Source organism: Trinickia violacea (assembly GCF_005280735.1).
Classification (GTDB): Bacteria; Pseudomonadota; Gammaproteobacteria; order Burkholderiales; family Burkholderiaceae; genus Trinickia_A; species Trinickia_A violacea.
Window position 1 is genome coordinate 3,401,516 of record NZ_CP040078.1, and the last position, 26,946, is coordinate 3,428,461.

The 26,946-nt window shown below is 64.6% G+C and carries 24 protein-coding genes and 1 pseudogene; 13 read left to right on the forward strand and 12 right to left on the reverse strand.

Annotation, left to right across the window (positions count from 1 at the left end; genetic code table 11):
- Positions 1–135 precede the first annotated feature (135 nt).
- From dxs to FAZ95_RS37430, 3 genes are all read right to left on the reverse strand, one after another.
- Positions 136–2,046 carry a 1-deoxy-D-xylulose-5-phosphate synthase gene (gene dxs / locus FAZ95_RS37420; RefSeq protein ID WP_137337320.1) on the reverse strand — a complete coding sequence of 637 codons (1,911 nt, stop codon included), beginning with the start codon at positions 2,044–2,046 and terminating at the stop codon, positions 136–138.
- 103 nt (positions 2,047–2,149) lie between these two features.
- Positions 2,150–3,034, reverse strand: coding sequence for a polyprenyl synthetase family protein (locus FAZ95_RS37425; RefSeq protein WP_137337321.1), 885 nt, complete (start codon positions 3,032–3,034; stop codon positions 2,150–2,152).
- Complete coding sequence (locus FAZ95_RS37430) at positions 3,031–3,327, reverse strand: exodeoxyribonuclease VII small subunit (protein WP_137337322.1); 297 nt, start codon at positions 3,325–3,327, stop codon at positions 3,031–3,033. The genes FAZ95_RS37425 and FAZ95_RS37430 overlap by 4 nt, the downstream gene beginning before the upstream one ends.
- 269 nt (positions 3,328–3,596) lie before the next feature.
- Between FAZ95_RS37430 and FAZ95_RS37435 the strand changes: the two genes are divergently transcribed.
- Together FAZ95_RS37435 and FAZ95_RS37440 are read left to right on the forward strand one after the other, a co-directional pair.
- The gene (locus FAZ95_RS37435; protein ID WP_137337323.1) at positions 3,597–4,703 is read left to right on the forward strand and encodes an aromatic ring-hydroxylating oxygenase subunit alpha; all 1,107 of its coding nucleotides are present in this window, start codon (positions 3,597–3,599) and stop codon (positions 4,701–4,703) included.
- 144 nt (positions 4,704–4,847) lie between these two features.
- Complete coding sequence (locus FAZ95_RS37440) at positions 4,848–5,717, forward strand: sulfurtransferase (RefSeq protein WP_137337324.1); 870 nt, start codon at positions 4,848–4,850, stop codon at positions 5,715–5,717.
- Between the two features lie 58 nt (positions 5,718–5,775).
- Here the strand turns inward: FAZ95_RS37440 and FAZ95_RS37445 are convergent, their stop codons facing one another.
- Positions 5,776–6,648 carry a dienelactone hydrolase family protein gene (locus FAZ95_RS37445; RefSeq protein ID WP_137337325.1) on the reverse strand — a complete coding sequence of 291 codons (873 nt, stop codon included), beginning with the start codon at positions 6,646–6,648 and terminating at the stop codon, positions 5,776–5,778.
- A gap of 203 nt (positions 6,649–6,851) precedes the next feature.
- Positions 6,852–8,198: an NAD(P)/FAD-dependent oxidoreductase gene (locus FAZ95_RS37450; protein ID WP_137337326.1), complete on the reverse strand. Its 1,347-nt coding sequence runs from the start codon at positions 8,196–8,198 to the stop codon at positions 6,852–6,854.
- Between the two features lie 449 nt (positions 8,199–8,647).
- On the opposite strand from FAZ95_RS37450, the gene FAZ95_RS37455 reads away from it, so the two are divergent.
- The 3 genes from FAZ95_RS37455 to FAZ95_RS37465 all read left to right on the forward strand — a co-directional run bounded on the left by FAZ95_RS37455 (position 8,648) and on the right by FAZ95_RS37465 (position 11,684).
- Positions 8,648–9,406 (forward strand): amidinotransferase, encoded by a 759-nt coding sequence (locus tag FAZ95_RS37455; RefSeq protein WP_137337327.1) that lies wholly within the window; start codon positions 8,648–8,650, stop codon positions 9,404–9,406.
- Positions 9,407–9,508: 102 nt separating this feature from the next.
- Complete coding sequence (locus tag FAZ95_RS37460; protein WP_137337328.1) at positions 9,509–9,973, forward strand: Lrp/AsnC family transcriptional regulator; 465 nt, start codon at positions 9,509–9,511, stop codon at positions 9,971–9,973.
- 187 nt (positions 9,974–10,160) lie between these two features.
- Positions 10,161–11,684, forward strand: coding sequence for an amino acid permease (locus FAZ95_RS37465; RefSeq protein WP_137337329.1), 1,524 nt, complete (start codon positions 10,161–10,163; stop codon positions 11,682–11,684).
- 60 nt (positions 11,685–11,744) lie between these two features.
- On the opposite strand, the gene polA is transcribed toward FAZ95_RS37465, so the two are convergent.
- Complete coding sequence (gene polA / locus FAZ95_RS37470) at positions 11,745–14,525, reverse strand: DNA polymerase I (protein WP_137337330.1); 2,781 nt, start codon at positions 14,523–14,525, stop codon at positions 11,745–11,747.
- Between the two features lies 1 nt (position 14,526).
- Here polA and FAZ95_RS37475 point away from each other — a divergent pair, with 1 nt between their 5' ends.
- Positions 14,527–15,270: an LOG family protein gene (locus tag FAZ95_RS37475; protein WP_137337331.1), complete on the forward strand. Its 744-nt coding sequence runs from the start codon at positions 14,527–14,529 to the stop codon at positions 15,268–15,270.
- A gap of 60 nt (positions 15,271–15,330) precedes the next feature.
- Here the strand turns inward: FAZ95_RS37475 and FAZ95_RS37480 are convergent, their stop codons facing one another.
- Entirely contained in the window at positions 15,331–16,863 is a 1,533-nt protein-coding gene (locus FAZ95_RS37480) for an AMP nucleosidase (RefSeq protein ID WP_137337332.1), read from the reverse strand.
- Positions 16,864–17,064: 201 nt separating this feature from the next.
- On the opposite strand from FAZ95_RS37480, the gene FAZ95_RS37485 reads away from it, so the two are divergent.
- The 3 genes from FAZ95_RS37485 (at position 17,065) to FAZ95_RS37495 (ending at position 19,371) form a co-directional block, all read left to right on the forward strand.
- A complete protein-coding gene (locus FAZ95_RS37485) occupies positions 17,065–17,460 on the forward strand; it encodes a hypothetical protein (RefSeq protein ID WP_137337333.1) in 396 nt (131 codons plus the stop codon).
- A gap of 121 nt (positions 17,461–17,581) precedes the next feature.
- Complete coding sequence (locus FAZ95_RS37490) at positions 17,582–18,574, forward strand: homoserine kinase (RefSeq protein WP_137337334.1); 993 nt, start codon at positions 17,582–17,584, stop codon at positions 18,572–18,574.
- Positions 18,565–19,371 carry a BPSS1780 family membrane protein gene (locus tag FAZ95_RS37495; RefSeq protein WP_137337335.1) on the forward strand — a complete coding sequence of 269 codons (807 nt, stop codon included), beginning with the start codon at positions 18,565–18,567 and terminating at the stop codon, positions 19,369–19,371. Before FAZ95_RS37490 ends, FAZ95_RS37495 begins: the two co-directional genes overlap by 10 nt.
- A gap of 120 nt (positions 19,372–19,491) precedes the next feature.
- Here the strand turns inward: FAZ95_RS37495 and FAZ95_RS37500 are convergent, their stop codons facing one another.
- Both FAZ95_RS37500 and FAZ95_RS37505 read right to left on the reverse strand, forming a co-directional pair.
- Positions 19,492–19,668: a DUF3563 family protein gene (locus FAZ95_RS37500; RefSeq protein ID WP_137337336.1), complete on the reverse strand. Its 177-nt coding sequence runs from the start codon at positions 19,666–19,668 to the stop codon at positions 19,492–19,494.
- A 129-nt stretch (positions 19,669–19,797) separates the two neighbouring features.
- The gene (locus FAZ95_RS37505) at positions 19,798–20,955 is read right to left on the reverse strand and encodes an extracellular catalytic domain type 1 short-chain-length polyhydroxyalkanoate depolymerase (protein WP_137337337.1); all 1,158 of its coding nucleotides are present in this window, start codon (positions 20,953–20,955) and stop codon (positions 19,798–19,800) included.
- 283 nt (positions 20,956–21,238) lie between these two features.
- Between FAZ95_RS37505 and FAZ95_RS37510 the strand changes: the two genes are divergently transcribed.
- Entirely contained in the window at positions 21,239–21,934 is a 696-nt protein-coding gene (locus tag FAZ95_RS37510; RefSeq protein ID WP_137337338.1) for a phosphatase PAP2 family protein, read from the forward strand.
- 36 nt (positions 21,935–21,970) lie between these two features.
- On the opposite strand, the gene FAZ95_RS37515 is transcribed toward FAZ95_RS37510, so the two are convergent.
- Together FAZ95_RS37515 and FAZ95_RS37520 are read right to left on the reverse strand one after the other, a co-directional pair.
- On the reverse strand, positions 21,971–22,825 hold the full coding sequence (locus FAZ95_RS37515) for a TOBE domain-containing protein (RefSeq protein WP_137337339.1): 855 nt from the start codon (positions 22,823–22,825) through the stop codon (positions 21,971–21,973).
- Positions 22,826–22,871: 46 nt separating this feature from the next.
- Positions 22,872–24,617 carry a CHAD domain-containing protein gene (locus tag FAZ95_RS37520; protein ID WP_137337340.1) on the reverse strand — a complete coding sequence of 582 codons (1,746 nt, stop codon included), beginning with the start codon at positions 24,615–24,617 and terminating at the stop codon, positions 22,872–22,874.
- Between the two features lie 172 nt (positions 24,618–24,789).
- On the opposite strand from FAZ95_RS37520, the gene FAZ95_RS37525 reads away from it, so the two are divergent.
- Positions 24,790–24,948 (forward strand): DUF3309 family protein, encoded by a 159-nt coding sequence (locus FAZ95_RS37525; RefSeq protein WP_137337341.1) that lies wholly within the window; start codon positions 24,790–24,792, stop codon positions 24,946–24,948.
- A gap of 105 nt (positions 24,949–25,053) precedes the next feature.
- Here the strand turns inward: FAZ95_RS37525 and FAZ95_RS37530 are convergent, their stop codons facing one another.
- Positions 25,054–25,434 carry a tautomerase family protein gene (locus FAZ95_RS37530; RefSeq protein ID WP_137337342.1) on the reverse strand — a complete coding sequence of 127 codons (381 nt, stop codon included), beginning with the start codon at positions 25,432–25,434 and terminating at the stop codon, positions 25,054–25,056.
- A gap of 95 nt (positions 25,435–25,529) precedes the next feature.
- Between FAZ95_RS37530 and FAZ95_RS37535 the strand changes: the two genes are divergently transcribed.
- The gene (locus FAZ95_RS37535) at positions 25,530–26,384 is read left to right on the forward strand and encodes a LysR family transcriptional regulator (RefSeq protein WP_137337343.1); all 855 of its coding nucleotides are present in this window, start codon (positions 25,530–25,532) and stop codon (positions 26,382–26,384) included.
- A 4-nt stretch (positions 26,385–26,388) separates the two neighbouring features.
- Positions 26,389–26,928: pseudogene (locus FAZ95_RS37540) on the forward strand (ArgP/LysG family DNA-binding transcriptional regulator); the annotation flags it as partial.
- Between the last annotated feature and the right edge of the window lie 18 nt (positions 26,929–26,946).

Here is a 26,946-nt window from a genome sequence, read left to right on the forward strand (position 1 = left end):
TACTGTCATTCACGAACGCGCTTAAAAGGCCGCGCGCCGGCTGGCATCCGCGATGCCAGTAACGAAACATGGGCCCGCAGGCCCATGTCATTCAAACCAACCGGGAGAGGCACGGCCGCGACCGCAGCCGCACCGTCAAGCGACGCGCTTTGCGAGCTTGGTGGCCTCGCCTTCGGCCGCCTGCTTCAGAAAGCGCTCGCGGATCGATTTCGCGATGCCCGCACCGTCGAGCCCACAGCCCGCGAGCAGCTTGGCCGGCTCGCCGTGGTCGATGAAGGCATCGGGAAGGCCCAATTGTAGTACGGGTCGGATAACCCCATCGGCAAGGAGGGATTCGACGCAGGCTGAGCCCGCGCCGCCCATGATGCAACCTTCTTCGACCGTCACGAGCGCGTCGTGCGTCTCGGCGAGCTCGCGCAGAAGCGCGGCATCGACCGGCTTGACGAAGCGCATGTTGGCGACCGTCGCATCGAGTTCCTCGGCGGCGGCGAGCGCCGGCGCGACCATCGTGCCGAACGCGAGAATCGCGATGCGGCTGCCCTTCGGCGCAGACGACTGACGGCGGACTTCGCCCTTGCCAAGCGGAATCGCGGTCATCTGCTTGACGGTCGCCACCCCCGTGCCCGCGCCGCGCGGATAGCGCACCGCAGTCGGGTTCGGCTGCTGCAGCGCCGTGTAGAGCATCTGGCGGCATTCGTTTTCGTCCGACGCGGCCATCACGGTCATGTTCGGGATGCAGCGCAGGAACGCGAGGTCATACGCGCCCGCGTGCGTCGCGCCGTCCGCGCCGACGAGGCCCGCGCGATCGATCGCGAAAACCACCGGCAGGTTTTGCAGCGCGACGTCGTGGATCAGCTGGTCGTACGCACGTTGCAGGAACGTCGAATAGATCGCGACGACCGGCTTCAACCCTTCGGTCGCGAGACCGCCCGCGAACGTCACCGCATGCTGCTCCGCGATGCCCACGTCGTAGTAACGGTCCTTGAAGCGCTTTTCGAACTCGACCATGCCCGAGCCTTCGCGCATCGCGGGCGTGATGCCGACCACGCGCGAATCGAGCTCGGCCGCATCGCACAGCCATTCGCCGAACACTTGCGTGTAGGTCTTCTTGGAAGGCGCCGTCGACGGCTTGATGCCCTCGACCGGATTGAACTTGCCCGGACCGTGATAGAGCACCGGATCGGCCTCGGCGAGCTTGTAGCCTTGGCCCTTCTTCGTCACGACGTGCAGGAATTGCGGGCCGCGCAATTCGCGGATGTTCTCGAGCGTCGGGATCAGCGAATCGAGATCGTGGCCGTCGATCGGCCCGATGTAGTTGAAGCCGAACTCTTCGAAGAGCGTGGCCGGCACGACCATGCCCTTCGCGTGCTCTTCGAGCTTGCGGGCCAGCTCGAGCATCGGCGGCGCCACGCGCAGCACGCGCTCGACGCCGGCGCGCGCCGCTGCGTAGAAGCGGCCCGACATCAGGCGCGCGAGATGGCGATTCAGCGCGCCCACCGGCGGCGAAATCGACATGTCGTTGTCGTTCAGGATCACCAGCAGCGGGACATCGTCGCAGACGCCCGCGTTGTTCATCGCTTCGAACGCCATGCCGGCCGTCATCGCGCCGTCGCCGATCACCGCGATCGAGAAGCGGTCTTCGCCCTTCAGCTTGCTCCCGATCGCCATGCCGAGCGCAGCCGAAATCGACGTGCTCGAGTGCGCAGTGCCGAACGTGTCGTACTCGGATTCCGCGCGGCGCGGGAAGCCCGAGATGCCGCCGAACTGGCGCAACGAGTGCATCTGGTCGCGGCGGCCCGTCAGAATCTTGTGCGGATACGTTTGGTGTCCGACGTCCCAGACGATGCGATCGTTCGGTGTGTTGAACACATAGTGCAGCGCGATCGTCAGTTCGACCGTACCGAGATTGGACGACAAATGGCCGCCCGTCTGCGACACGCTGTCGAGCACGTAGGCACGCAACTCGTCGGCGAGCGGCTGCAGTTGGCGGCGATCGAGGCGGCGCAGGTCCGCTGGGTCGTCGATAGTTTTCAGCAAGTCGTACATCGTCGTTCCATTGTAGGAAAACTTACGCGCCCGCACTTGTCTCGCGCACACCCGGAATGTTTCGTGCGCGGCGGCGGGCTTATAGCGTTAACTTCTTCCGCGTTCAACTCACCCGGTTCACAACCAGGTCAGCCAATTCGGCCAGGCGCTGCGCGCGCGCGCCGAACGGCACGAGCGCCTCGTGCGCCTCGCTGCGCAGCTGCGCAGCCAGTGCACGCGACGCATCGAGCCCAATGATCGACACGTAGGTCGGCTTACCGTCCTTCGCATCTTTGCCGGCGGTCTTGCCGAGCGTCGCGGAATCGGTCGTGACGTCGAGGATGTCGTCGACGACCTGGAACGCGAGGCCGACCGCGGCCGAATACGCGTCGAGCGAGCGCAGGGCCTCGTCGCCCGGCGCCTCGCCTGCCAGCGCACCCATGCGCACGGCTGCACGCAAGAGCGCACCGGTTTTCATCCGATGCATCGTTTCGAGCTGAGGCCGCGTCAGCGCGAGGCCCACGCTCGCCAGATCGATCGCCTGGCCGCCGGCCATGCCGATCGAGCCGCTCGCGAGCGCCAGCTCGCGCACGAGCGCGGCTTGCGCCGCGGGCGCGAGCGCCGCACTGTCGGTCAGCGCGACGAACGCCTGCGATTGCAGCGCATCGCCGACGAGCAAGGCCGTCGGCTCGTCATACTTGACGTGCACCGTGGGCTTGCCGCGGCGCAGTTCGTCGTCGTCCATGCACGGCATGTCGTCGTGCACGAGCGAATAGACGTGAATCATTTCCAGTGCCGCCGACGCCGCTTCGAGCGCCTTCGCGCCAGCGCCGGTCAACTCGCCGGCCGCATGGCACAGCAACGGCCGCACCCGCTTGCCGCCGCCCAGCGCGGCATAGCGCATCGCTTCGTGCAGTTGGGCAGGCGCAGTGTCCGGCCCCGGCAAATAGTGTTCGAGTGCAGTCTCGACACGTGCGAGCACCGAACGCATCCATTCTTCAAATGTCATAGATCATCTCCGCTATCCGCGGGAGCTGCGTTGGAGGGAAGCGGCTTCAGCATCTCGCCGTCGAGAACGCGGACCTGCTGCTCCACCTTTTCCAATTGTTGTTGACAGAACGCCACAAGTGCGGCGCCGCGCCGGTACGCGGCAAGCGATTCCTCAAGGCTCAGCGTGCCGCCTTCCATTCGCGCGACCAGCTCCTCGAGTTCCGCCACGGCTGCTTCATAGTTCTCCGGCAATGGCGCGCCATCGCCGCCTGGCGCGGCACGAGCGGGGTCCTGAGCTGCGGTCTTCGCCATGAGCAGAGTCGGAATTTAAAAACAAGTCGGACATTCTACGGCAAAAGAGACAAACCCGACCTGTCCGACACAATCCTCAGACCGAAGGCATCCACCATTTCCCTGACGGATTCGAGTGAAAAACTGTGAACTCTGGGGGCAATTTTGACCCAAATCAGACACTTATGCACCCCAAGGAGGGGGAAAAGGGTATAATCGCGGGCTCCCCAAATCGAAACTTATCGATGGTTGGGTTGTTCACTGCTTTCACGTCTTCATCGGGAGTGGGAATGTCCAATCTGAGCAATGCTTTGCAGCTGAAGGCTATCTCCAGCCAGCTGCCAGTCACAGCTTATTTTGACCCAGCGCTTCTTACGCGCGAAATCGAAACACTTTTCAAGCAAGGTCCTCGTTACGTCGGGCACGAGTTGATGGCCCCCGAAGCGGGGAGTTATTTTGCGCTGCCGAGCGAAAGCGAAGGGCGCGTGCTCGTGCGCAACCAGCAGTCGCAAGTCGAGCTGCTGTCCAACGTGTGCCGCCACCGGCAAGCCATCATGCTCAACGGCCGCGGCCAGACGGAGAACATCGTCTGTCCGCTCCATCGCTGGACGTACGACCTGAACGGCAACCTGCTCGGCGCGCCGCACTTCGCCGACAACCCGTGCCTGAACCTCGGCGCCACGCCGTTGCAGAACTGGCAGGGCCTGTTGTTCGAAGCCCAGGGCCGCAACGTCGCGGAAGATCTCGCACGCCTCGGCACGAAGCATCACTTCGACTTTTCGGGCTTCCTGTTCGATCACGTCGAAGTGCACGAGTGCAACTACAACTGGAAGACCTTCATCGAGGTCTATCTGGAGGACTACCACGTCGTGCCGTTCCACCCGGGCCTCGGCAGCTTCGTGTCGTGCGACGACCTCAAGTGGGAATTCGGCGACTGGTACAGCGTCCAGACGGTCGGCGTACACAACAAGCTCGCGAAACCGGGCAGCCCCACGTACCGCAAGTGGCACGACGAAGTGTTGCGCTTCCGCGGCGGCGAGCCGCCTGAATTCGGCGCGATCTGGATGGTGTACTACCCCGGTCTCATGATCGAGTGGTATCCGCACGTGCTGGTCGTGTCGTGGCTGATTCCGCGCAGCCCGACTCAGACGACGAACGTCGTCGAGTTCTACTACCCCGAGGAAATCGCGTTGTTCGAGCGCGAGTTCGTCGAAGCCGAGCGTGCCGCCTACATGGAAACCGCCCGCGAAGACGACGAAATCGGCGAACGCATGGACGCCGGACGTCTCGCCCTGATGAACCGCGGCGAGTCGCAGGTCGGGCCGTACCAGAGCCCGATGGAAGACGGCATGCAGCACTTCCACGAGTTCCTGCGGCGCGAACTCGGGCCGATCTGAGCGCGATTCGAGCGGTTAGGCCACAGCGATCTGCTAGATGAAAAGACGGGCAAGTCGGGTTTGAAACCCTTCTTGCCCGTCTTTTTGTTTAGACTAACAACAGCCTTCCAGCAAGAGCCGGACGCGTGTCTATCAGGAGCTGTCATGCCGCATACCCACTACACCACTCTCATTTCAGCCGCCAATCTCGCAGAACGCATCGCCAACGCACCGGGCAGCGTGCTTGTCTTCGATTGCAGCTTCAGTCTCGCGGATACCGGCGCAGGCGAGCAAGCCTATGCGGCAGGCCATATCCCCGGCGCGCACTACCTGCATCTCGATCGCGACCTGTCGGGCGCGAAGACCGGCACGAACGGACGGCACCCCCTGCCGGACCGCGCCGCGCTGGTCGCGGCGCTGGCCGCGCAGGGCCTGAACCAGAATCAGCAGATCGTCGCGTACGACGCACAGGGCGGCGGTTATGCGGCGCGCCTTTGGTGGCTGCTGCGCTGGCTCGGCCACGACTCGGCAGCGGTGCTCGATGGCGGTTTGCAGGCATGGCAGGCCGCCGGGTTCGCGCTCGATACGCAGACGCCCGCCAAGGCGGCAGGCAATTTCAAGGCAGCCGCCCCGCTCGTCGCAACCGTCGATGCCCAAGCCGTGCTGCGCAACCTGTCGGCACCCGATCGCGTCGTGGTCGACGCGCGCTCGCCGGATCGCTATCGCGGCGAGAACGAGACGATCGACCCTGTCGGCGGCCACATTCCGGGGGCCCGGAACCGCTATTACATGGACAACCTCACGGGGGACGGGCGCTTCAAGTCCGCACACTCGCTGCGCGAAGACTTCAGCGCCGTATTGAGCGGAAAGTTGCCCGAGCAGGTGATGCTGCAATGCGGGTCGGGCGTGACGGCGTGCCACAACGCGCTGGCGATGGAGATCGCCGGATTGCACGGCGCCGCGCTGTATCCAGGATCGTGGAGCGAATGGTGCGCGGACCCGTCGCGTCCTGTTGCGACGGGCGCGAATCCGTAGGCAACGCATGCGCGTTCGTACGGCAGGCCCGCGCGGCGCCTGCTGGCACGACATCGCGTCAGGCGACCCCGTGCTCCTTGAGCCACGCTAGGGCACGGCGCCAGCTATCTTCGGCGTCCGCCTTGCGGTAGCTCGGCCGATAGTCCGCAAAGAACGCGTGCCCCGCGTCGCCGTAGACGACGAACTGCGAGCCGCGCGCCACCATCGGGCCTTGCGCGATCAGCGCCTTCATTTGCTCGAGCGTGTCCTGCGGGATGCTCTTGTCCTGCTCGCCATAGAAGCCGAGCACCGGCGCATGCAGGTCCGCCACCCGATCGATCGGGTTCACCGGAGTCATCGGGCCATGCTCGCCGGCCACGCGCCCGTACCATGCGACCACCGCCTTCAGGCGCGGGTTGTGTTCCGCGAAGAGCCACGCCTGGCGACCGCCCCAGCAGTAACCGACCGCGCCCAGCCGATGCAAATCTCCGCCGTGCTCGCCGGCCCATTGAACGGCCGCATCGAGATCGGCCATGACCGTTGCATCGGAGACCTTGCTGACCACCTCTTCGTCGAGTTGCTGGATCGTCGGATAAGCAGACGGATCGCCTTCGCGCGAATAAAGGTTCGGCGCGATCGCGAGATAGCCGAGCTTGGCAAAGCGCCGGCAGACGTCGGCGATATGCTCGTGCACGGCGAAAATCTCGTGGATCACGATGATCACCGGCAGATGCGTCTTGCCCGCCGGCTGCGCGCGATACGCGGGAATGAGATCGCCGCCCGAATGGAAGCCGATCTCGTCCGCTTCGAGCCCGACGCTATCGGTATGGATGGTCTGCGCGGAGACCGGCAGCACGCACGCTGCAAAGCCGCTGCCGAGCGCGGCTTTGATGAACGTGCGGCGGTCGAACGGAACATGCGGGATCAGGCTGTCGATTTCGGGCTTCAGCATACGGCGCTCCTTGTTTTGGCCGCTGCCTGAGCTGAGCACAACGGCGGGCGGAATTCGACCGGAACGGCACGGGCCGCACGATGGCGGCCCCGCCGGGACACGCAGCCGTTGCTGCGTTCGATCGATTCTAGCGACGCATGGCTTCATCTACCTTGCTGCGCCCTTTGCAGGAGCCTTTCCCGCCTTTCGAGCCTTCGGTCAGGTCAATGCAGCTTCACGCGCGGCAGCGTGGTACGCCGCAGCCAATGCGCGAACGTATCGAGCATCATTCGCGGATAGCCGTGCAGCGCCGCAATATGCAGCCGGTACAGGGACATGTACATGAAGCGCGCAAAGAGACCTTCGATCAGCATGTTTCCGCCGATCAGCCCGCCCATCAAATTGCCGACCGCGCTCCAATGCCCGAGCGACACGAGCGAGCCGAAGTCGCGATACGTGAACTCCGCAAGCGGCCGGCCCTCCATCCGGTTCACAAGCGACTTCAACAGAAAGCTCGCCTGCTGATGCGCCGCTTGCGCGCGCGGCGGCACGTTGCGCTCATTGCCGGGCCATTGGCAGGCGGCGCAATCGCCGAGCGCGAAGATGTCGTCGTCGTTGACGGTCTGCAGCGTACGGCGGACTTCGAGCTGCCCCAGCCGGTTCACCGTGAGCCCGTCGAGCTTTGACAGCACCGGCGGCGCCTTGATGCCCGCCGCCCAGACCGTCAGGTCGGCGCGCACCGTCTTGCCGCTCGCGGTCCGCACCAGACCGGGCGCGACTTCGGCGACCGTCTCGCCGAGCATGAGCTTCACGCCGAGCTTGGTCAGCAGCTCGGCCGTCGCGCCGGAGACGCGCTCCGTCAGCGCGGGAAGAATGCGCTGCCCCGCCTCGATCAGCACGATGCCGACGTCGTGCCGCGGATCGAGCTTGTGCAGCCCATAGGCCGACAGCACCTGCGCGGTGTTGCGCAATTCCGCAGACAATTCGACCCCCGTCGCGCCGCCGCCGACGATCGCCACCTGAATGCGCGCTTCGTTATCGGGCGACATGCCGTCGCCGCACTCGACGCGCGCGTACTCCTGATGTTCGGCGCGCATGCAGGCCGCGATCAGACGCTTGCGGAAACGCTCGGCCTGATGGACCGTATCGAGCGCGATCGAATGTTCCGGCGCGCCTTGCACGCCGAAGAAATGCGTCGTACTGCCGATCGCGATCACGAGCGTGTCGTAGGCGAGTTCGCGCTCGGGCAGCAATTCGGCGCCGTCGTCGTCGAGGACCGGCGCGAGCCTGATCTTTTTAGCCTTGCGATCGAGCCCGGCCAGCCCGCCCTGCTGAAACTCGAAGCCGTGCCAGCGCGCCTGCGCCGCGTATTCGAGCTCCTGCGTGAAGGGGTCCATGCTGCCGGCCGCGACCTCGTGCAGCAAGGGCTTCCAGATATGCGTCGGATAGCGGTCGACGAGCGTCACCAAGGCGCGGGCCTCGCCATTCTTCTTTTTGCCGTAGCGATCGCCAAGCCGCGTCGCCAGCTCAAGTCCCCCAGCGCCTCCCCCAACGACGATGAAACGATGCATTGACACTCTCCGTGGTTGCCATTCGGTTGTGCGAATTTAACAGGCCGAAAAAACGTACGGCCCGGATAGGCCATTGTCAGGGTGGGATCGTTTCCAGAACAAGTCGCCGCGCCACATGTGTGTCATGCGCGCGACGCTATAGACTTGTTCGAGCGTGAACACCGCGTCGAAACACTAACATTCATTTCTGTCCAGATTTCCTGCAGCAGATCACGGCACCGCAGGGCTCGGCGCGCCAGTCGTCGAGCGTGTCGGCCGCGCGCATTGCATGCCGCCGGCGGCCGTTCGCCGAATCGGTTGCTGAAAACGCGCAATTCGACGGAATCGGCTGTGCTCGACGCCGAAATCGACGTCAACGGCCATTTTGACTTCCGATAATGGTTTGGAACGCAACGGCGACCGCATGGCCTGTCATGCCGGTCGCGACCCAACACCATGGAGGAGTCCAGATGCAATTCACGCAAGCGATCGTTCGCCGTCCTAGCGCATCGTGCGCCGCGGGCCTGACCACCGCACAGCTCGGCGCGCCGGAATACGACAAGACGCTGACGCAGTTTCACACGTACTGCGAGACGCTCTGCAAGCTCGGTGTCGAGCTGACCGAGCTGCCGCCGCTCGATGCTTTCCCGGATTCGCACTTCGTCGAGGATGTCGCGGTCGTGACGCCGGAATTCGCGGTTATCACGCGTCCCGGCGCGCCCGCACGGCGCGGTGAAACCGCGGCGATCGAAGCGCCGCTCGCCGCGCATCGCGAGCTGCTGCCGATGCGCGACGGCCGTCTCGACGGCGGCGACGTGATGCAGGTCGGCAAACGCTTCTTCATCGGCGTGACTAGCCGCACCGACGTCGACGGCATCGCGGCATTCGAAGCGCTCGTGTCGCCGTACGGGTACTCGGTGGTCGCCGTACCGGTCGGCGAGGGCCTGCACCTGAAATCGGTCGTCAACTATCTCGGCGACGACACGCTGCTCGTGAACGAAGCGCTGGCCGCGCATGCCGCATTCGCCGCGTTTCGCCGGATCGCAATCGAGCCGGCCGACGAATATGCGGGCAACACGCTGCGCGTCAACGATGCGTTCATCACGCCCGCCGGCTATCCGCGCGTGCACGAACGCGTCGACATGCTCGGCCTGCCGCTGCACGTGATCGATACCAGCGAGTTCCGCAAAATGGACGGCGGGCTGACCTGTCTATCGCTGCGCTTCTAGACGGCTGACACGCGGTTCGCATCGATCGGATAATGTGGCGCGCACGGCGGAATCGACGGCATTTCGCGCGCACTGGCGATGACCCGACGGGAGCGAACGCGGATGGCGGACAAGAAGATGCAACTCGACAAGATCGATCTCAAGATTCTCGACGTCTTGCGCAACGACGGACGGATTTCGTACCGGCAGCTGTCGGAACGCGTGAACCTGACGCCGCGGCCGTGTCAGGCGCGCGTCGAGCGGCTCGAGGCGCTGGGTGTCATCGCCGGCTATCGGGCGGTGATCCGGCCGCCGCGCGAGAAACAATCGATCGTCGTGCTTGCGCAGATCGTGCTTGCCGACCACGGCCGCTCGCAGGCGCCGTTCGAGGAGGAGATGCGCGCGAGCCCCGCGGTGCTCGATTGCTGGCTCGTCAGCGGCACGTTCGATTTTCTCGTGCGGCTCGCGTGCGAGGATCTCGACGAGTATCGCCGCATCGCGAACGCATGGCTCGAGAGTCCGCGTTTCAAGATCGAGAAGATCGTGACGACGGCCGAATTGCAGACAATCAAGCGCAGCGTCGTATGACGCCGGCGGTGCGTCTGCCGTCCTGATTGGCGGAATGCGGCCGCGCGCGAAGCGTCGGCTCGACGGGCCGCGCAATGTATCGCGCCGTCCGTTGACGTGCCTGTTTCGACGAGAGAGATCGCCTCGATAGATTTGCATAACGAATTAAATTGACGGGATCGAAAATCCCTGCGCCAAGGTAAAAAACATGGATGCTTTGCAAACGATGAAGCAGTCTGAGCCGTCAACCACGACGACGCTGAAGCGTCGCCTCCAGAGCCGGCACATCGCGATGATTGCGATCGGCGGATCGATCGGCACCGGCCTCTTCGTGGCATCCGGCGCGTCGGTCGCGCAGGCGGGGCCAGGCGGTGCGATCGCCGCGTACATCGTGATCGGCCTGATGGTCTATTTCGTCGTGACGGGGCTGGGCGAAATGGCGGCGTTGATGCCGGTGTCGGGATCGTTTGCGATCTACGGCGAGAAATACGTTGACGAAGGATTCGGCGTCGCGCTCGGCTGGACGTACTGGTATAGCTGGGCGGTGACGATCGCGGTTGAGCTCGTCGCCGCGCAGCTTGTGATGCATTACTGGTTTCCCGGCGTGCCGGGTGTCTGGTGGGGTGCGGCGTTTCTCGTCCTGATCTTCCTGCTGAATACGCTGTCCGTGCGCGGGTTCGGCGAATCGGAGTACTGGTTCTCGCTGATCAAGGTCGTCACCGTGATCGCGTTCGTCGTAACGGGATTGCTGATCGCGGCCGGCGCACTGAGGGGCGCGACGGCGGTCGGGTGGCGGAACTTCACGATCGGCGATGCGCCGTTCGTCGGCGGTCTGCATGCCATGATGAGCGTCGCGTTGATCGCCGGCTTCTCGTTCCTGGGCACCGAACTGGTCGGAATCACCGCGGGCGAGTCCGAACATCCGCGCACAACGATTCCGAAGGCCGTCCGGCAGATCTTCTGGCGCATCATGCTTTTCTACGTGCTGGCGATTTTCGTGATCGGCCTGCTGATTCCGTACACCGATCCGAACCTGCTGAAGAGCGACGTGACGGACATCGGCATGAGCCCGTTCACGCTCGTGTTCCGTCACGCCGGACTGTCGCTCGCCGCAGACGCGATGAACATCGTGATCCTGACGGCCGTTCTGTCGGCGGGCAACTCCGGTACATACGCGGCGACGCGGATGCTGTACAACCTGGCGACGGAAGGGCGCGCGCCGCGCATGTTCGCAACGCTGTCGCCGGGCGGTGTGCCGCGTAACGCGCTGTACGTGACGATGGCGGTCGGCGGGTTGTGTTTCCTGACATCGCTGACCAACAATCAGGGGATCTATCTCTGGCTGCTGAACACGGTGGGGATCACGGGCTTCATTGCGTGGCTCGGTATCGCCGTCTGTCATTACCGGTTTCGCAGGGGCTTCCTAAAGCAGGGATACCGGCTCGAACAACTGCCGTACCGCGCGAAATGGTTTCCGTTCGGCCCGATCTTCGCGTTCGTGCTGTGTCTTGTGATCTCGCTCGGGCAGGACTATCAGGCATTCTTTGCGAGCCGGATCGACTGGATGGAGGTGCTGTCGATCTATGTGTGGATTCCGCTGTTCGTCGCGATCTGGTGGGGCTATCGGCGTCGCCGCAAGAGCCGTCTGGTGCGCTATGAGGACATGGAGATCAATGTGTGGCTGGACCGGTCGGACAAAGGCGCGCGATCGCCCGCGGACATGCACGGGTGATCGCGTGGAACGTGACGTGAGCGTTCGACGGATGCGCAAACGGCGACGCTCAGTGCGCCCTCAGTGCGCTTCCTCCCAGCTCGCGCCCGCCCCGACCTCCGCGACGAGCGGCACCTTCAGCGCGGCGACGCCGCACATCAGCTCGGGCAGCCGCTTGCGAACGAGCGGCAGCTCCTCCTCCGGCACTTCGAGGATCAATTCGTCGTGGACCTGCATGATCATGCGCGTGCCGCCCTTCTGCTCGTCGAGCCAGTTCTGCACGGCGATCATCGACAGCTTGATGAGATCGGCCGCGGTGCCCTGCATCGGCGCGTTGATCGCCGCGCGCTCGGCCGCCTGACGGCGCGGACCGTTGCCGCCGTTGATCTCGGGCAGCCAGAGGCGCCGCCCGAACACCGTCTCGACGTAGCCCTTCTCTTTCGCGCTCGCGCGCGTCTCGTCCATGTAGCGCGCGACGCCCGGATAGCGTGCGAAATAGCGGTCGATATAGAGCTTCGCGGCATCGCGCGTGATGCCGAGGTTCGATGCGAGTCCGAACGAACTCATCCCGTAGATCAAGCCGAAGTTGATGACCTTCGCGATGCGCCGCTGGTCGCTCGAGACCTCGAGCGGCGTCACGCTGAAGACTTCGGCGGCCGTGGCGCGATGGATGTCCTCGCCGTTGGCGAACGCGCGCAGGAGCGACTCGTCGCCGGAGATGTGCGCCATGATGCGCAACTCGATCTGCGAGTAATCCGCCGACACCAGCTTGCAGCCGGGCGGCGCGATGAATGCCTCGCGGATGCGGCGGCCTTCGGCGGTGCGCACGGGGATGTTCTGCAGGTTCGGATCGTTCGAGGCGAGCCGCCCCGTCACGGCGACGGCTTGCGCATAGTTCGTATGGACGCGCCCGGTCTGCGCGTTGACCATGAGCGGAAGCTTGTCCGTGTAAGTGGACTTGAGCTTCGACAAGCCGCGGTGCTCGAGCAACAGCTTCGGCAGCGGGTAATCCTCGGCGAGCTTCTGCAACACCTCTTCGTCGGTCGACGGCGCGCCGCTCGGCGTCTTCTTCACCACGGGCAACTGCATGCGCTCGAAGAAGATCTGCCCGATCTGCTTCGGCGACCCCATGTTGAACTCGCCGCCGGCCAGCGCGTAAGCCTCCCCTTCGAGCTCGATGAGCCGCGTCGCGATTTCGCTGCTTTGCTTGCGCAGCCGTTCGGTATCGATCAGCACACCGTTGCGCTCCATGCGCCGCAAGACGCGCGACGTCGGAATCTCGATGTCGCGATAGACGCGCAGCAAGCCCGCTTCGGGTTCGATCTGCGGATAGAGCGCTTGATGGAGCTGCAGCGTGATGTCGGCATCTTCGGCGGCGTACTCCGCCGCCTTCTCCAGCGGCACCTCATCGAAGCCGATCTGCTGCGCGCCTTTGCCCGCTACGTCTTCGTACTTGATCGTCTTGATGCCGAGGTGGCGCAGCGCGAGGCTGTCCATGTCGTGGGAGCGGTGCGATTCGAGCACGTACGATTGCAAGAGCGTGTCGTGCTCGATGCCGTTCAGCTCGATGCCGTAGTTCGCGAGCACCTGCTCGTCGTACTTCAAATGCTGGCCGACTTTCTTCTTCCCGGCGTTTTCGAGCCACGGCTTGAGCTTGGTCAGCACCGCGTCGCGCGGCAACTGCTCCGGCGCATCGGGACCGCGATGCGCGAGCGGCACGTAAGCGGCGTACCCCGGCTCCACCGAAAGCGACAAGCCGACGATCTGCGCGACCATCGGATCGAGCGAGGTCGTCTCGGTATCGAAAGAGGTCAACGCGGCCGCATCGATCTTCGCGAACCACGCGTCGAACTGCTCCCAGGTCTGCACGGTGTCGTAGTGGCGCGGCGCTTCGAGCGCCAAAGCGGGTTGAGCCTCGGCGGCTTCGGCCACGCCTGCCGCGCCATTCTCCGCCCCGACCCTTGCCTGAACCTGTGTCTGCGCCGTCTCGACTTCGCGCAGCCAGGTCTTGAAGCCATGCCGCAGGAAGATGTCGCGCAACTCTCCGAGCGCCTCGGGACGCGTCGCAAGCGTCGCGTCGATCGACTCGACGTGCCCATCCAGATTGCACGCGCGCTCGACCGTGACGAGCTTTTGCGCCATCGGCAGAAAATCGAGCGCGCGGCGCAGATTGTCCCCTACCGCACCTTTGATCTCGTCCGAATGTGCGACGATGCCTTCGAGCGTCTCGTATTGCGTGAGCCATTTGACGGCGGTCTTCGGGCCGCACTTGTCGACGCCCGGCACGTTGTCGACGGTATCGCCGATCAGCGAGAGGTAATCGATGATGCGCTCGGGCGGCACGCCGAACTTCGCGATGACCGCGTCACGATCGAGCGTCTCGTTCGTCATCGTATTGATGAGGGTGACATGATCGCTAACCAGTTGCGCCAAGTCCTTGTCGCCGGTCGAGACGATCACGTTCATGCCGTGCGCCTCGGCCTGCGTGGCGAGCGTGCCGATCACGTCGTCGGCCTCGACGCCGTCGACCATCAAGAGCGGCCACCCCAATGCACGCACCGCGACGTGGATCGGCTCGATCTGCCGCGCGAGGTCCTCGGGCATCGACGGACGATTCGCCTTGTACTCGGGATACCAGTCGTCGCGAAACGTCTTGCCCTTCGCATCGAACACGCACGCGCTATACTCTGCCGTGACTTCCTTGCGCATGCGCCGCAACATGTTGATGATTCCATACAGCGCACCCGTCGGTCCGCCATCCGGGCCACGCAAATCAGGCATCGCATGGTAGGCCCGATAGAGATAGCTCGAACCGTCGACCAATAGCAGGGTCTTACCTTTCAGGTTTCGTTCTTCAGGCATTATGAACAAGAGAAAATTGATTCCGAGTCTGCGATCGCTCGCAGATCAAGAGCGCGCGACGGCCAAGAAGGCCCGCGCATCGTGGCAGATGTTCACGATTATGGCAGAGTTTATCGAGGCGACCGAGTACCTCTCGGAGATCCGCCCGGCCGTCAGCATCTATGGTTCGGCGCGTCTGAAACCGACCTCGCCGCACTACAAGCTCGCCACCGTCATCGCGCGAAAACTCTCCGATGCCGGCTTCGCCGTGATCTCCGGCGGCGGCCCCGGCATCATGGAAGCGGCCAACAAGGGCGCCCATGCGGGCAAGGCGCCGTCGGTCGGCTTGAACATCGAACTGCCGCACGAGCAATCGGGCAATCAATGGCAGGACATCTCGCTGCGCTTCCGGCATTTCTTCACGCGCAAGGTCACGTTCGTCAAGAACTCGGATGCCGTGATCGTGATGCCCGGCGGCTTCGGCACGCTCGATGAACTCGCCGAAGTGCTCACGCTCATTCAGACGAAGAAGTCGCGCCACGTGCCGATCATTCTCGTGGGCGCGGAGTTCTGGAAGGGCTTGCTCAGCTGGTTCGAATCGGCGCTCGTGCCGATGGGCCTCATCAATCCCGAAGACATGAAGCTGATGCAAGTGATCGACGATCCCGACCAGGTGCTCGAAGCGGTGCTCGCGTTCTATGAAGACCGCGAGGAAGCCGAGCCGCACGCGGCGAAGTCGGACGAAGACCGGATGTTCTATCTGTAATCAAGCGGCGCGCTCACCCTCGAGCGCACCGCGCTTCTTACCGGCCCTTACCAGCCCTTCCTACTGGAACGCAACTTCCGCGAAGCTGCGCAGCTTGCGGCTGTGCAAGCGGTCGAGCCCGTTCATCCGCAGCAATTCCATCGCCTTGACGCCGATCTGCAAGTGCTGGTCGACTTGCGCGCGATAGAACTGATCGGCCATGCCGGGCAGCTTCAGTTCGCCGTGCAGCGGCTTGTCGGACACGCACAGCAACGTGCCGTACGGCACGCGGAAGCGAAAGCCGTTTGCGGCGATCGTCGCGCTCTCCATGTCGAGCGCGATCGCGCGGCTTTGCGACAGCCGCTGCACCGGCTCGCGATAGTCGCGCAATTCCCAGTTGCGGTTGTCGACGCTTGCCACCGTCCCCGTGCGCATCACGCGCTTCAACTCCGCGCCTTCGAGCAGCGTCACTTGCGCGACTGCGCGCTCCAGCGCCAACTGCACTTCCGCGAGCGCGGGAATCGGCACCCATAGCGGCAGGTCCGCGTCGAGCACGTGGTCTTCGCGCACGTAGCCGTGCGCAAGCACGTAGTCGCCGAGACGCTGCGTATTGCGCAGCCCCGCGCAGTGGCCGAGCATGACCCACGCATGCGGACGCAGCACGGCGATGTGATCGGTGATCGTCTTCGCGTTCGACGGCCCCACGCCGATGTTGACCATCGTGATGCCGCTGCCGTCGGCGCGTTTCAAGTGATACGCGGGCATCTGCGGCAGGCGCGCCGGCGCCGTGCCCGTTCCCGCTTCCGGCTGCTCGTCGAGATTGGCGTTGTACATGATCACGTCGCCCGGCTCGACGAACGACGTGTATTCGCCGCGATACGCGCGCAGCTCGTCATCGTCGGTATGGGCCATCAGCTCGCGGCCGAGCTTCACGAATTCGTCGATGTAGAACTGATAGTTCGTGTAGAGCACGTAGTTCTGGAAGTGCGTCGGCGAGGTGGCCGTGTAGTGCTTCAGCCGATGCAGCGAGAAGTCGACCCGCGGCGCCGTGAAAAGCGCGAGCGGATGCGGCTCGCCGGGACCCGGCTCGTAGGTGCCGTTCACGATGCGGTCATCGAGCTGCGCCAGGTCCGGCGTATCGAACACGTCGCGCATCATCGTGAGCTTCTCGCGGCCGAGATCGCCCTCGAGGTGGATGCCTTCCGCAAACGCGAAGTGAATCGGAATCGGCTTGTCGGACACGCCGACTTCGATCAGCACATGATGGTTCTTCGCGAGCAGGCGCAACTGCTCGCGATAGTAGTTGCCGAAGAGGTCCGGACGCGTCACCGTCGTCTCGAAGACGCCCGGGCCGGCAACGAAGCCGTACGAGCGGCGCGAATCGATGTTCGTATTGACCTCGGTGCGAATGCGCACGAACGGATAGCACGCGCGCACATGATGATTGAACGCTTCGTTGCGCCGATAGCGCGCGAACGCATCGCGCAGATAAGCCGTGTTCGATTCGTAGATGGCGGACAAGCGAGCGACGGCGTCCGCTGGATCAGTAAAGGCTTCAGTGGGAAAGGCGGCGGGCAGCCCGGCCCGCCCGTTGTGCGTTAGATCGTTCTTCATCTTCATTCGCCTCGCTTAATTGAGACGACATTACCACGGAACCGTCACGTCCTGACGACGCGCCGTGCGCCAGCGCACCCGCGCCGCGCAAGGCCGCGAGCGTGTGCAGCGGAGCACGCAAGCGCGCAAAATAACTGCATGGTCCACACCGGGGACGGATACGTATTTGCTAGAATTCGCCTACCCTCTTGGAGAATCACCATGAAGCCGTACCTCCCTGTCGCCGTAGCCGCGATGCTTGCCTTCGGCGGGGTCGCCATGGCGGCTCAGCCTGCCGACGACGCGCAAGCCCACGCCCAGGCGCGCGCCGCCAACGAAGCGGCGGGCCTGCCCGATTTGGACGCGATCAATCGCCCGGCAGCGGAAGTCTCGTCGAAAGTCGACATCAACGTGCCGCGCACGCCGAGCTACTACGAGAAGACGCCGAACGGCACCGTCATCACCGAATACCGCGATAAAGGCAAGCCCGTCGAGATCGACGTGCGGTCGAACTTCGGCACGCACTATCAAATGAGCGCACCCGCCGATACGTCGCCGCAAGTGCGTGACAACGGGCAGCCCAGCACGCGCCTGCCCTCGATCAACTTGCATTATTGACGCAAGGCGCGTGCCGCCTCGTCACGGGCGGCACCACGGCTGGCTCTGAGCGGGGCCGGCAACCCACTCCCGCACCGGCCGCAAGCGCCGGTCCGACCAACCTGAATCCGAAGTTTCCTGCATGGCCGTATTCACCGCTGTCACCGAACACGAACTCGCGCAATGGATGCGCCATTACGATCTCGGCGATGTCGTCGATTTTCGCGGCATTGCGTCCGGTATCGAAAACAGCAATTTCTTTCTGACCACGACGCGCGGCGAATACGTTCTCACGATCTTCGAAAAGCTGACCTCCGCGCAACTGCCGTTCTATCTGGACCTGATGCGCCACCTCGCGTCGCATCGCGTGCCCGTGCCCGACCCGATTCCGCGCGACGACGGCGCCCTCTTCGGCATGCTGCACGGCAAGCCCACCGCGATCGTCACGAAGCTCGAAGGCGCGGCGCAGCTCGCGCCGACCACCGAGCACTGCGCCGAAGTCGGCCACATGCTCGCGCGCATGCACCTCGCCGGACGCGATTTCCCGCATCATCAGCCGAACCTGCGCAGCCTGCCGTGGTGGCAGGAGACGGTGCCGTCCGTGCTGCCGTTCTTGAGCGAGGCCGAGCGCGAATTGCTGTCGAGCGAGCTTGCGCATCAGCACGCGTTTTTCGGCTCGAGCGATTACGCGGCACTGCCCGAAGGTCCGTGCCACTGCGACCTGTTCCGTGACAACGTGCTGTTCGCGCACGCCGATCCGGCCACTGGCCACGAAGTGCGTCTCGGCGGTTTCTTCGATTTCTACTTCGCCGGCTGCGACAAGTGGCTGTTCGATGTCGCCGTCACGGTCAACGACTGGTGCAGCGACCTCGCGACCGGCCACCTCGATGCCGCGCGTGTCGAAGCGCTATTGCGTGCGTACCAGACCGTGCGTCCGTTCACCCAAGAGGAGCGCCGCCACTGGAGCGACATGCTGCGCGCCGGCGCGTATCGCTTCTGGGTTTCGCGCCTGTATGATTTCCATATGCCGCGCGCGGCCGAAATGCTCAAGCCGCACGACCCCACCCATTTCGAGCGCATCTTGCGCGAACGCCTGAACGGCAGCGCACTCCCTGGCGTCCCAACATGCAACTGATCGAAGTCCCCGCAAAAACCGGCTATGTGTGGTTCCGGCAAGGCATCTGGCTGTTCCGCAAAAACCCGCTGGCGTTCCTGACGCTTTTCTTCACCTATCTCGTCGCGATGACGTTGGTCTCCCGGATTCCGGTCGTCGGCACGGTGCTGCCGCTCGCCTTCATTCCGGGGATCGCGGTCGGCTTCATGGCCGCGTGTCGTGACACCGTCGCCGGCAAGCCCGTGTTTCCGACGATTCTCGTCGACGGGTTCCGCTCGTATGGCGGTGTGGTCGCGCGACGGCTGGTCGTGCTCGGCGTGTTGTACGTCGTGGCAATGGCGCTCGTGTTCGCGGGCTCCGCGCTCGCTGACGGCGGCGTGCTGTTCAAGGTGATGATGGGCAGCGCCGAAGTCGAACAGGCAGAGTTCGCCAACAGCGCGATTCCGCTCGCCGTGCTGGTCGCGCTGGGGTGCTATGTCCCCGTCTCGATGCTGTTCTGGTTCGCGCCGGTTCTGGCCGCATGGCACGACGTGCCGCCGGCGAAAGCCATGTTCTTCAGCGTCGTGAGCTGCTGGCGCAATCGCGGCGCGTTCATCGTCTATGCGGCGCTGTGGTTCGCGTCGGCCATCACGGTGTCGCTCGGGCTGTCGGCGTTGCTCCAGGCGCTCGGCGCGGCCGACTACGCGCTCGCCGTGTTGATGCCCGCATCGGTCATCCTGACGACGATGCTCTACTGCTCGTTCTACGCGACCTATCGCGGCTGCTTCGGCGTGCAAACGCCCGAGAAGCCGGAGGCACCCAGCACGCCGGCGCTCTGATGCACGCGGCCGATCGGTAAGGAAGGGGTCAGGAAGGTCTTGGCCTTGCGTCGAAAAGCAAAATGCCGGCCCGTGGGGCCGGCATTTTGACGTGCAACTTCTGCCGCTAGTCGGCGCTGCTTAGCGCTGCACCATCCACGACGGATAGGCAACGGCCGCTTCGCGGTCGAGTTTGCGCATGCGGAATTCGAGATCGTACAGATCGCTCGCTTCGGCCAGATAGGCGTCGCTGCGCTCTTTCAGGCGTTGCTCGGTGGACTGCGTCAGGAACAGGAACAGGCGGCTCAGCAGGTACATGGTGGACTCCAGAATTTGGCTAAGCGTTAACGCCTAGGTGATAACCCGTATTATAGGGATAACCCTAGTGGAACGCCAGTCTCAAATTTAGAGCTGTCGCTCAGCGGACACGGCCTGTGTCGAATGAGTTCAGGCCCCTGCGGCGGGGCTTGCGGCGGCCCGTTCGGCTTGCGGGCGGCGCTGCTTTTGAAAAAAGTCCCAGATCAGCTCGCTCGCGTCCGGTCCCTTCGAAGAATGGAAAGGTACGGCGTCGTCGCCGCCGGCCCATTCATGACCGAGCCCCGCGACGCGGCAGAGCCTCACCACGCGCCGGCCGCCCTTCATATAGTCGCGCGTGAGCACCCCGTCTTTGCGTTTCTCGCGAACGTCCCCGGCCACGCTGGCGCCCTCCGCATCGACGAGCCCATTGAGCCGCGCAAACTCCACGGCGAGTTGGTCGGCGTTTTTCGGCGCGACGACCCGGTCCGCGTCGCCGTGGATGACGACGGCGGGCATCCCCGGGTACGCGGCGACATCGGTCGCCTGGTCGACGAGCGCCGCCGGATCCTGATGGCTGCCGCGCCGCATTACGTCCATGGCGGCCATGCCGGAGTGGGCGTCGCCGAACACTGGCCCGGAATGCAGCGCGACCGCGGCAAACCGCTCGGGATAATGGAGCGCGAGCAGCGACGTCAGGCCCGCTCCCGCGGACAACCCCGCGACATAAACGCTTTCGGCGTCGAATCCATATTCGGCGACAAGCGCATCGACGAGCGACGCCACCGCCCTGGCCTCGCCGAGTCCCGCGTGCTCGCGGTCGTCGTACCAATGCCAGCAGCGGTGCGCGTGACTATGCTTCGACTGCTCGGGATAGACGACCGCGAAGCCGAACTTGTCGGCGAGCAAATTCATCCGCGTGCCTTCGGCGAACTCGTCGATGGTTTGCTTGCAGCCGTGGAGCATCACGACCAGCGGTAGCGATTCGGCCTGCGAGGCGCCCGCCGGAAGATAGAGCCCGTAAGACAAGTGATTGACAAGACGTCCGGGTGCAGGCGGCGCTGAGTGGAACGAGCGCGTCCAACTGCCGCCGGCCCAGGCCGCCGCCCGCGGTCGCACGCGCGATTCGCGTGCCGCCGGCGGCGGCACCACTGCTTCGGCGGCGCTCCTGCGGGCTTTTTTGCTCGGCTTCCCGACGGGACGTTTCGCCTTGAGTCCCGCGCGCTTGGCGCGCTTTTGCGCATGTTCCGCTTGAATCGCCAGGAGGCGCTTCAAGCCTCCCAGCCAGATTTTCGTCAGACTTTTGGTCATCGAGTCGGCTCGCTAAAAATAGGGGCAGTTCTAATCGAGCGAACTACAACTATGGTGCAATGCACCATAACACTATTTTTGAGAGACTGCTGACCGCTTTGGCGGTTCGTTGCCGCGCTGCCGGCCCAAGCGTGGCGTAGGCATCACTGATGCGCTCCGGCACCCCAGCCGTCACCGCTATACTTATATTTGTGCGCTGCTATTCGTTGTAGTCGCTTTGATCGCATGGCGCGTTAAGAATTTATCCCTCCGACTGGCCCGTGCGCTGTGCACCCCTGGTTTCATGCCTGACTTGCCCACTCACCTCTGGCTTTCGATCACGCGTTTTGGCGGCGCGGGTCTGACGCTGCCCCTCGCCATCGCGATCGCGCTCTGGCTTGCGCTCGGCTACACGTGGCGGCTCGCGGCCGCGTGGCTCGGGCTCTTGGGCGTGGCGGTCGGCGTTGTCGCGTTGACCAAGATCGCGTTTCTGGGCTGGGGCGTCGGCGTGCGCGAGGTCGATTTCACCGGCGTGAGCGGCCACGCGATGCTCTCGACCGCCGTCTATCCCGTCGCGCTCTTTCTGATGCTGCTGCCCACGCGGCGGCCGGTTCGCCTCGCGGGCGTCGTCATCGGTCTCGCGGCGGGGCTTGCGGTCGGGCTCTCGCGCGTCGTGCTCGACGCGCATTCGCCGTCCGAAGCGGTGGCGGGGTGCGTGGTCGGTGCGTTGGCCGCCGTGGTGTTCGTCTGGTGGTCGTGGGATGCGAAGCCGGGGCAACTGCACGCGGTGCCGGTCGCGTTGAGTCTGCTGATGCTGACGGTGGCGCTGCACGATGTGCGGGTGCCGACCCAGCGCTGGATCACCCACATCGCGCTTCACTTATCGGGCCATGAGCGCCCGTTCATCCGGGCCCGCTGGAAAGCGGGCCGCGATAATCCGCGTCCGGCCGCGATCGAGCAGAATACGCGGCCGATTGCGCAACCCCCTTCCGATACCTGACGCCGCCGACGCTTAGCCGCTCATTTAGCCGCTCATTTAGCCGTTCACGCCCAAAATCACGCTGGACGCCTTGAACGCGGCCACCGCCTCCCCGCCGGCGGCAAGCGCGAGCGTGTCGACGCTTTCGTTCGTGATGATCGCGGTCACCACGGTGCCGCCGCCGAGCTCCAGCGAGACCTCGGAATTGACCGCCCCGCGGGTGACCTTCGAGACGGTGCCGCGCAGCTGATTGCGTGCGGAGATCTTGATCGGCGCGCCGCCCGCGTCGTCGACCAGGATCAGCACCGACGACGCCTTGATCAACGCAAACGCCGCCCCGCCTTCGGCGAGCCCGAGCGACTCGGTGCTCTCGTGCGTGACGACCGCCACGATGGTCTGGCCGCCCGGCAAGCCGAGCGAGATTTCGTCGTTGACGGCACCGTACTTGATCGACGTGATCGTGCCGGACAGTTGATTGCGCGCGCTCATTTTCATGCCGATTCTCCCAATCAGATCCCAGTCGCCGGCGAAGCCTTCAATGGCCGCGCTGGCGCGTTCAATGAACTTGCGATGTTCGTGCTCGACCGCGCGAAACGTCTCGATCAGCCGGATCGCGCGCGGCGTCAGCTTAGTGCCGCCACCGCCCTTGCCGCCTGCCGCGCGCGTGACGAGCGGCTCGCCGGCGAGGTTGTTCATGGTATCGATGGCGTCCCAGGCGGCCTTGTAGCTCATCTCGACGGCTTTCGCGGCGCCGGTGATCGAGCCGGTTGCGCCGATCGCCTCGAGCAGCGCAATGCGCGCCGCCCCGCCGAGCGTTTCGTGACCCGCGCGCAGCCAGACGGAGCCGCCGAGTTCGAGCGCTTCGCTGCTCGATCCGGACGATGGCGATGACGAGGCAGAGGGACGGGTCATGAGTCTAAAAAGATCGAATGATCAATCAATTATATCGACGCGGCCGCTACGCGCCGTGCTTGATGCGCGGCGCGTCGAGCGCGTGCAGCAAACGCTCGCCCTCCTGCGCCGCGCAGTGATTGACGGCTTGGCTCCAGCCGCGCGCGAAGCCTTGCTGATACGGCGTGATGTCGAGCTGTTCGAGAAAGCCCAACGCGACCACGGCGTCGTTGCCGTCGCCGAGCACGCTCTGAATCCGCTGCAACGTCCGCGCGACGTCGCGGCGCGTGCGCCCCGATGCGATCGATTCGAAGAACTCCAGCATGTAGCGCAGACGCTTCGCCTCGATACGATGGCGATGGCGCGCTTCGGCGTCGAGTTCCGAGAGCTTGGACGTGTCCGTGAGCCGCTTGTAATGCTTGCGCACGCGCTTGCCCACGAACTCGCGCAACGTGAAATCGGCGGCCGCTTCCGGTGCGCTGCGCAAGGGCAATTCGGCAAGCCATGCGAGCCACGCCAGCGACAGTTGCGCATACCGGCGCGATCGCATCGCCGCCTGCAGGCGCGCACGTGCTTCGAACCGTCGCGCATCGGCTTCGGCCAGCACCGCGGACCACGTGGACGCGTCGACATCCGCGGCCGCCAGCGCGGGCAGCGTCGAATCGGTGAACACATCGAGATCGCGCGCTTCGCCGAGCCGCTCGCCGAGCCAGCGCAACTCGGGCTCGACGCGCGTCGTCCAGTCCTCATCGGCCCAACCTGAGAAGATCCTGAGCGCGGTGCGCAGACGCCGCTGCGCGATACGCATCTGATGCACGAACTCGATGGTCGCGGTTTCGCGCACGCCGCGTTCATTGCCGAACCATTGCTGCGCAATGTTGGCTCCGATGGCGATCAGCGCGGCATGCGGCGTTTGAATGTCGATGAGATCGACCGGTATCGCGCGCGCCGGCTCTTCATCGGCTGGATCGTGCGGCGGGCGTTCGAGGAAGCCGTGCAGGACCGGGAAAACGGGCAGCCCGGCGACGAGCGCCTGCGCCGCCGCGTAAAGCGTGCGGATCGCGCGCGTCAGCGAGTCCGGGTGTTCGTCTTTGAGATCGGGCTGTTCGCCTTTCGGGTCCGGCTGTTCGCTTTCGGGGGCTGGCTGCTCGCCATCGGAGCCTTCGGATGGGGTATCCGCTTCGCCAGCGTCGCATTGCGTCGACACCAGCAATTCGCAAAAGCGCGGCTGCGCTTGCGGCATCGCGTTCGGGGGCACATCCAATGCGTCATTCATGACGACGTCAACGGGACGGCCGTCTTGCGGAGTCCAGCGCCATACCGTGCGCTGCAATTGAAGCACCGAATCCAGCGACGCCAGCGCGCCGGCCGCGTCCAGCGCCTGCCGCAGTTCGGACGGCAAGCCGCTCACCTGTTCTGCGAGCGGGACGCCGGATTCGAGCCGCGCGTCGTAGACGACCTCGCGAACCGTCACGGCCGGTGAATGGAAATCGCGGCGCGAGACAACGAGCCGCCGCCCCTCGGCCGACGCCTCCACCAAAGCGCGCCATCCGGCCTCGGCCAGCTTGCGGCTCAGCGCCAGCGGATAGATCGTCAGCGGCGTGCGGGCGGAAACCGGCGATAACTGCGGAGAAAACTCGGCGACATGATTCAGCGCTTCGGCCATCGCTTCGCCGACCCCGCCTACGCTCGCATGTCGCTTCGCCCGCGCAGAGGCGGTTTTCCTTGCAGCCGGTTCCTCGACGGTCTGCTGCATCCACTCGCGCGCGACCAGCGCGGGCGCATCCAGCGACATTTCGACGACACGAGACATGTGCGCTCCCCCGAGCAGTTCGAGTCGATGCCGCCCGCGTCCATCGATACCAAAGCTCAAAAAAAGGGCCGACAGCGTTTCGTCATGTTACACGGCGCGCCATGCCAAACAAGCCCGGAGGCACATCGCTTGCGACGAATGAGATGGAAAAGTGACAACAAGGAGAGCTCAAATGACCATCGGAACCCTCTTGCTGATTCTATTGATCCTGATGCTCATCGGCGCGTTCCCGACCTGGCCGCATAGCCGCACGTGGGGCTACTACCCTTCCGGCATCGTTGGGATCGTCGTGGTGCTCGTGATCGTGCTGCTGCTGTTCGGCGCGGTATGACGGGGGTGCATATCGCGCCGGGCCTGACCCGCGTGGAGGTCAGGCGTCCCGGTGTTCGTGTCCGGCGCGGATCTCTCCGCCATTGCCGACACGAACCCGAAGTCGTCAAGCGTACTGGGCAACTCCCAGGCCAAAAGACCAGTTTTCCCTAGCCACTTCGACGATGTTCACAAATACATCCTCGCCCCGTACACCGGGGCTTTCCGCCAGATTAGCGGCGATCGCCGCATAGAGTTTCTTCTTCTCCGTCACGCCTCTCGTGGCATTCGCCGCGATTTGGATGATCACGAGATCGTCGCTGCGCGCGATGTTCAGGTAGCTCCGGTTGAACACGAAGTTGTCGGCGTCGTATTCGTTGATGACCATGAAGTAATCGTCTTCGGGCACGTTGAAGGTTTCGATCAGCGCACGCTGAATACCGTTGATCAGCGCCTTCTTGTACTCGGCGGACTTGCCCGGGCGGACTGCAATGCGAGTGAACGGCATGTGACTCTCCTGTTCGTGATGGGGTGCTTGCAGGTTACGGCAGCTCTGACATAATTAACAGATATCAATGCTGATTTCATCCATTTCAATCAGAAATGAAAGTGCTCGATCTCGACGCGGTTCGCGCGTTCGTGCTGGTCGCGGATTTGCGCAGCTTCACGCGCGCCGCCGATTCGCTCGATACGACCCAGTCGGCCGTCAGTCTGAAGCTGAAGCGGTTGGAGGCGCATCTCGGCAAGCCGTTGCTGGAGCGCACGCCGCGCTCGGTGCGCCTGTCGGCGGAAGGCAGCGCGTTTCTCGACGCCGCGCGCGATTTGCTGAGCGCGCACGAGCGCGCGCTCGGGTCGCTCGCCATCGAATCGCGGCGACTGACGCTCGGATTGAGCGAGCATGTCGCGGGCCCCGAGCTGCCGGCGTTGCTCGCCACGCTGCACCGGCACGATCCCGGGCTGGTGATCGAAATGCATCTGGGCACGTCGTCCGTCTTGCTCGATCAGTTCGACGCGCGGCAGCTCGACGCGATCATCGTGCGCTTCGAGCCCGACGAGGAACGTCCGCGCGACGGCGGGCAATGGCTCTTCACCGAGCCGATTTCCTGGCTCGCCGCGCCCGGCTGGGAGCCGCGAGCCGGCGAACCACTGCCGCTCGCGGTGCAGACCGAGCCTTGCAAAGTCAGAGCCGTGGCGCTGCGCGCGCTCGAACGCGAGGGCATCGCGTGGAACGAAGTGTTCGTCGGCGGAGGCGTGGCGGCGGCGGGGGCCGCAGTCGCGGCCGGACTTGCCGTGTCGGCGCTCGCCAAGCGCGTGGCGCCGCGCGGGCTCGTCGATGTCGGCAGCCGGCTAGGGCTGCCGGTGTTGCCCGATTCGCACGTCGTGATGTATTCACGGGTGCGCGAGCCGCGCGGCATCGAAACACTGAGAGTGCTGATCAACGCGCTGAAACAGGGCTAGCCAAATGGAAATCGATCCCCGGCAAACGGCCGCCGTGCGCGCGGTCATCGAAACCGGCAGCTTCGAGCAAGCCGCGATCCGTCTGAACGTGACGCCCTCGGCGGTCTCGCAGCGCGTGCGCGCGCTTGAAACGCGGCTTGGCAATCCGCTGATCGTCCGCACCCGTCCGTGCCGCGCCACGCCGATGGGGCAGCGTCTCTTGCAGTACCTGCGCCGCGCGGCGTTGCTCGAAAGCGACTTCGCGAGCGACGTCGCCGGCGCCAACGACGCGCTCTTGCACGTCGTCGCCGCGGTCAACGCCGATACGCTGTCGACGTGGTTCTTCCCCGCGCTGTCCGAAGTGCTGCTCAAGGAGAACGTGCTGCTCGATCTCACCGTCGACGATCAGGACCACACGCACGCGCTGCTCGCGACGGGTCTCGCGATCGGCTGCATCACGACGGAGCCGCGGCCGTTACGCGGCTGCTTCGCCGAACGGCTCGGCGCGATGCGCTATCGGCTGGTGGCGTCGCCGGCATTTGTCGAGCGGTGGTTTGCGAACGGGTTCACTCGCACGCCGGCG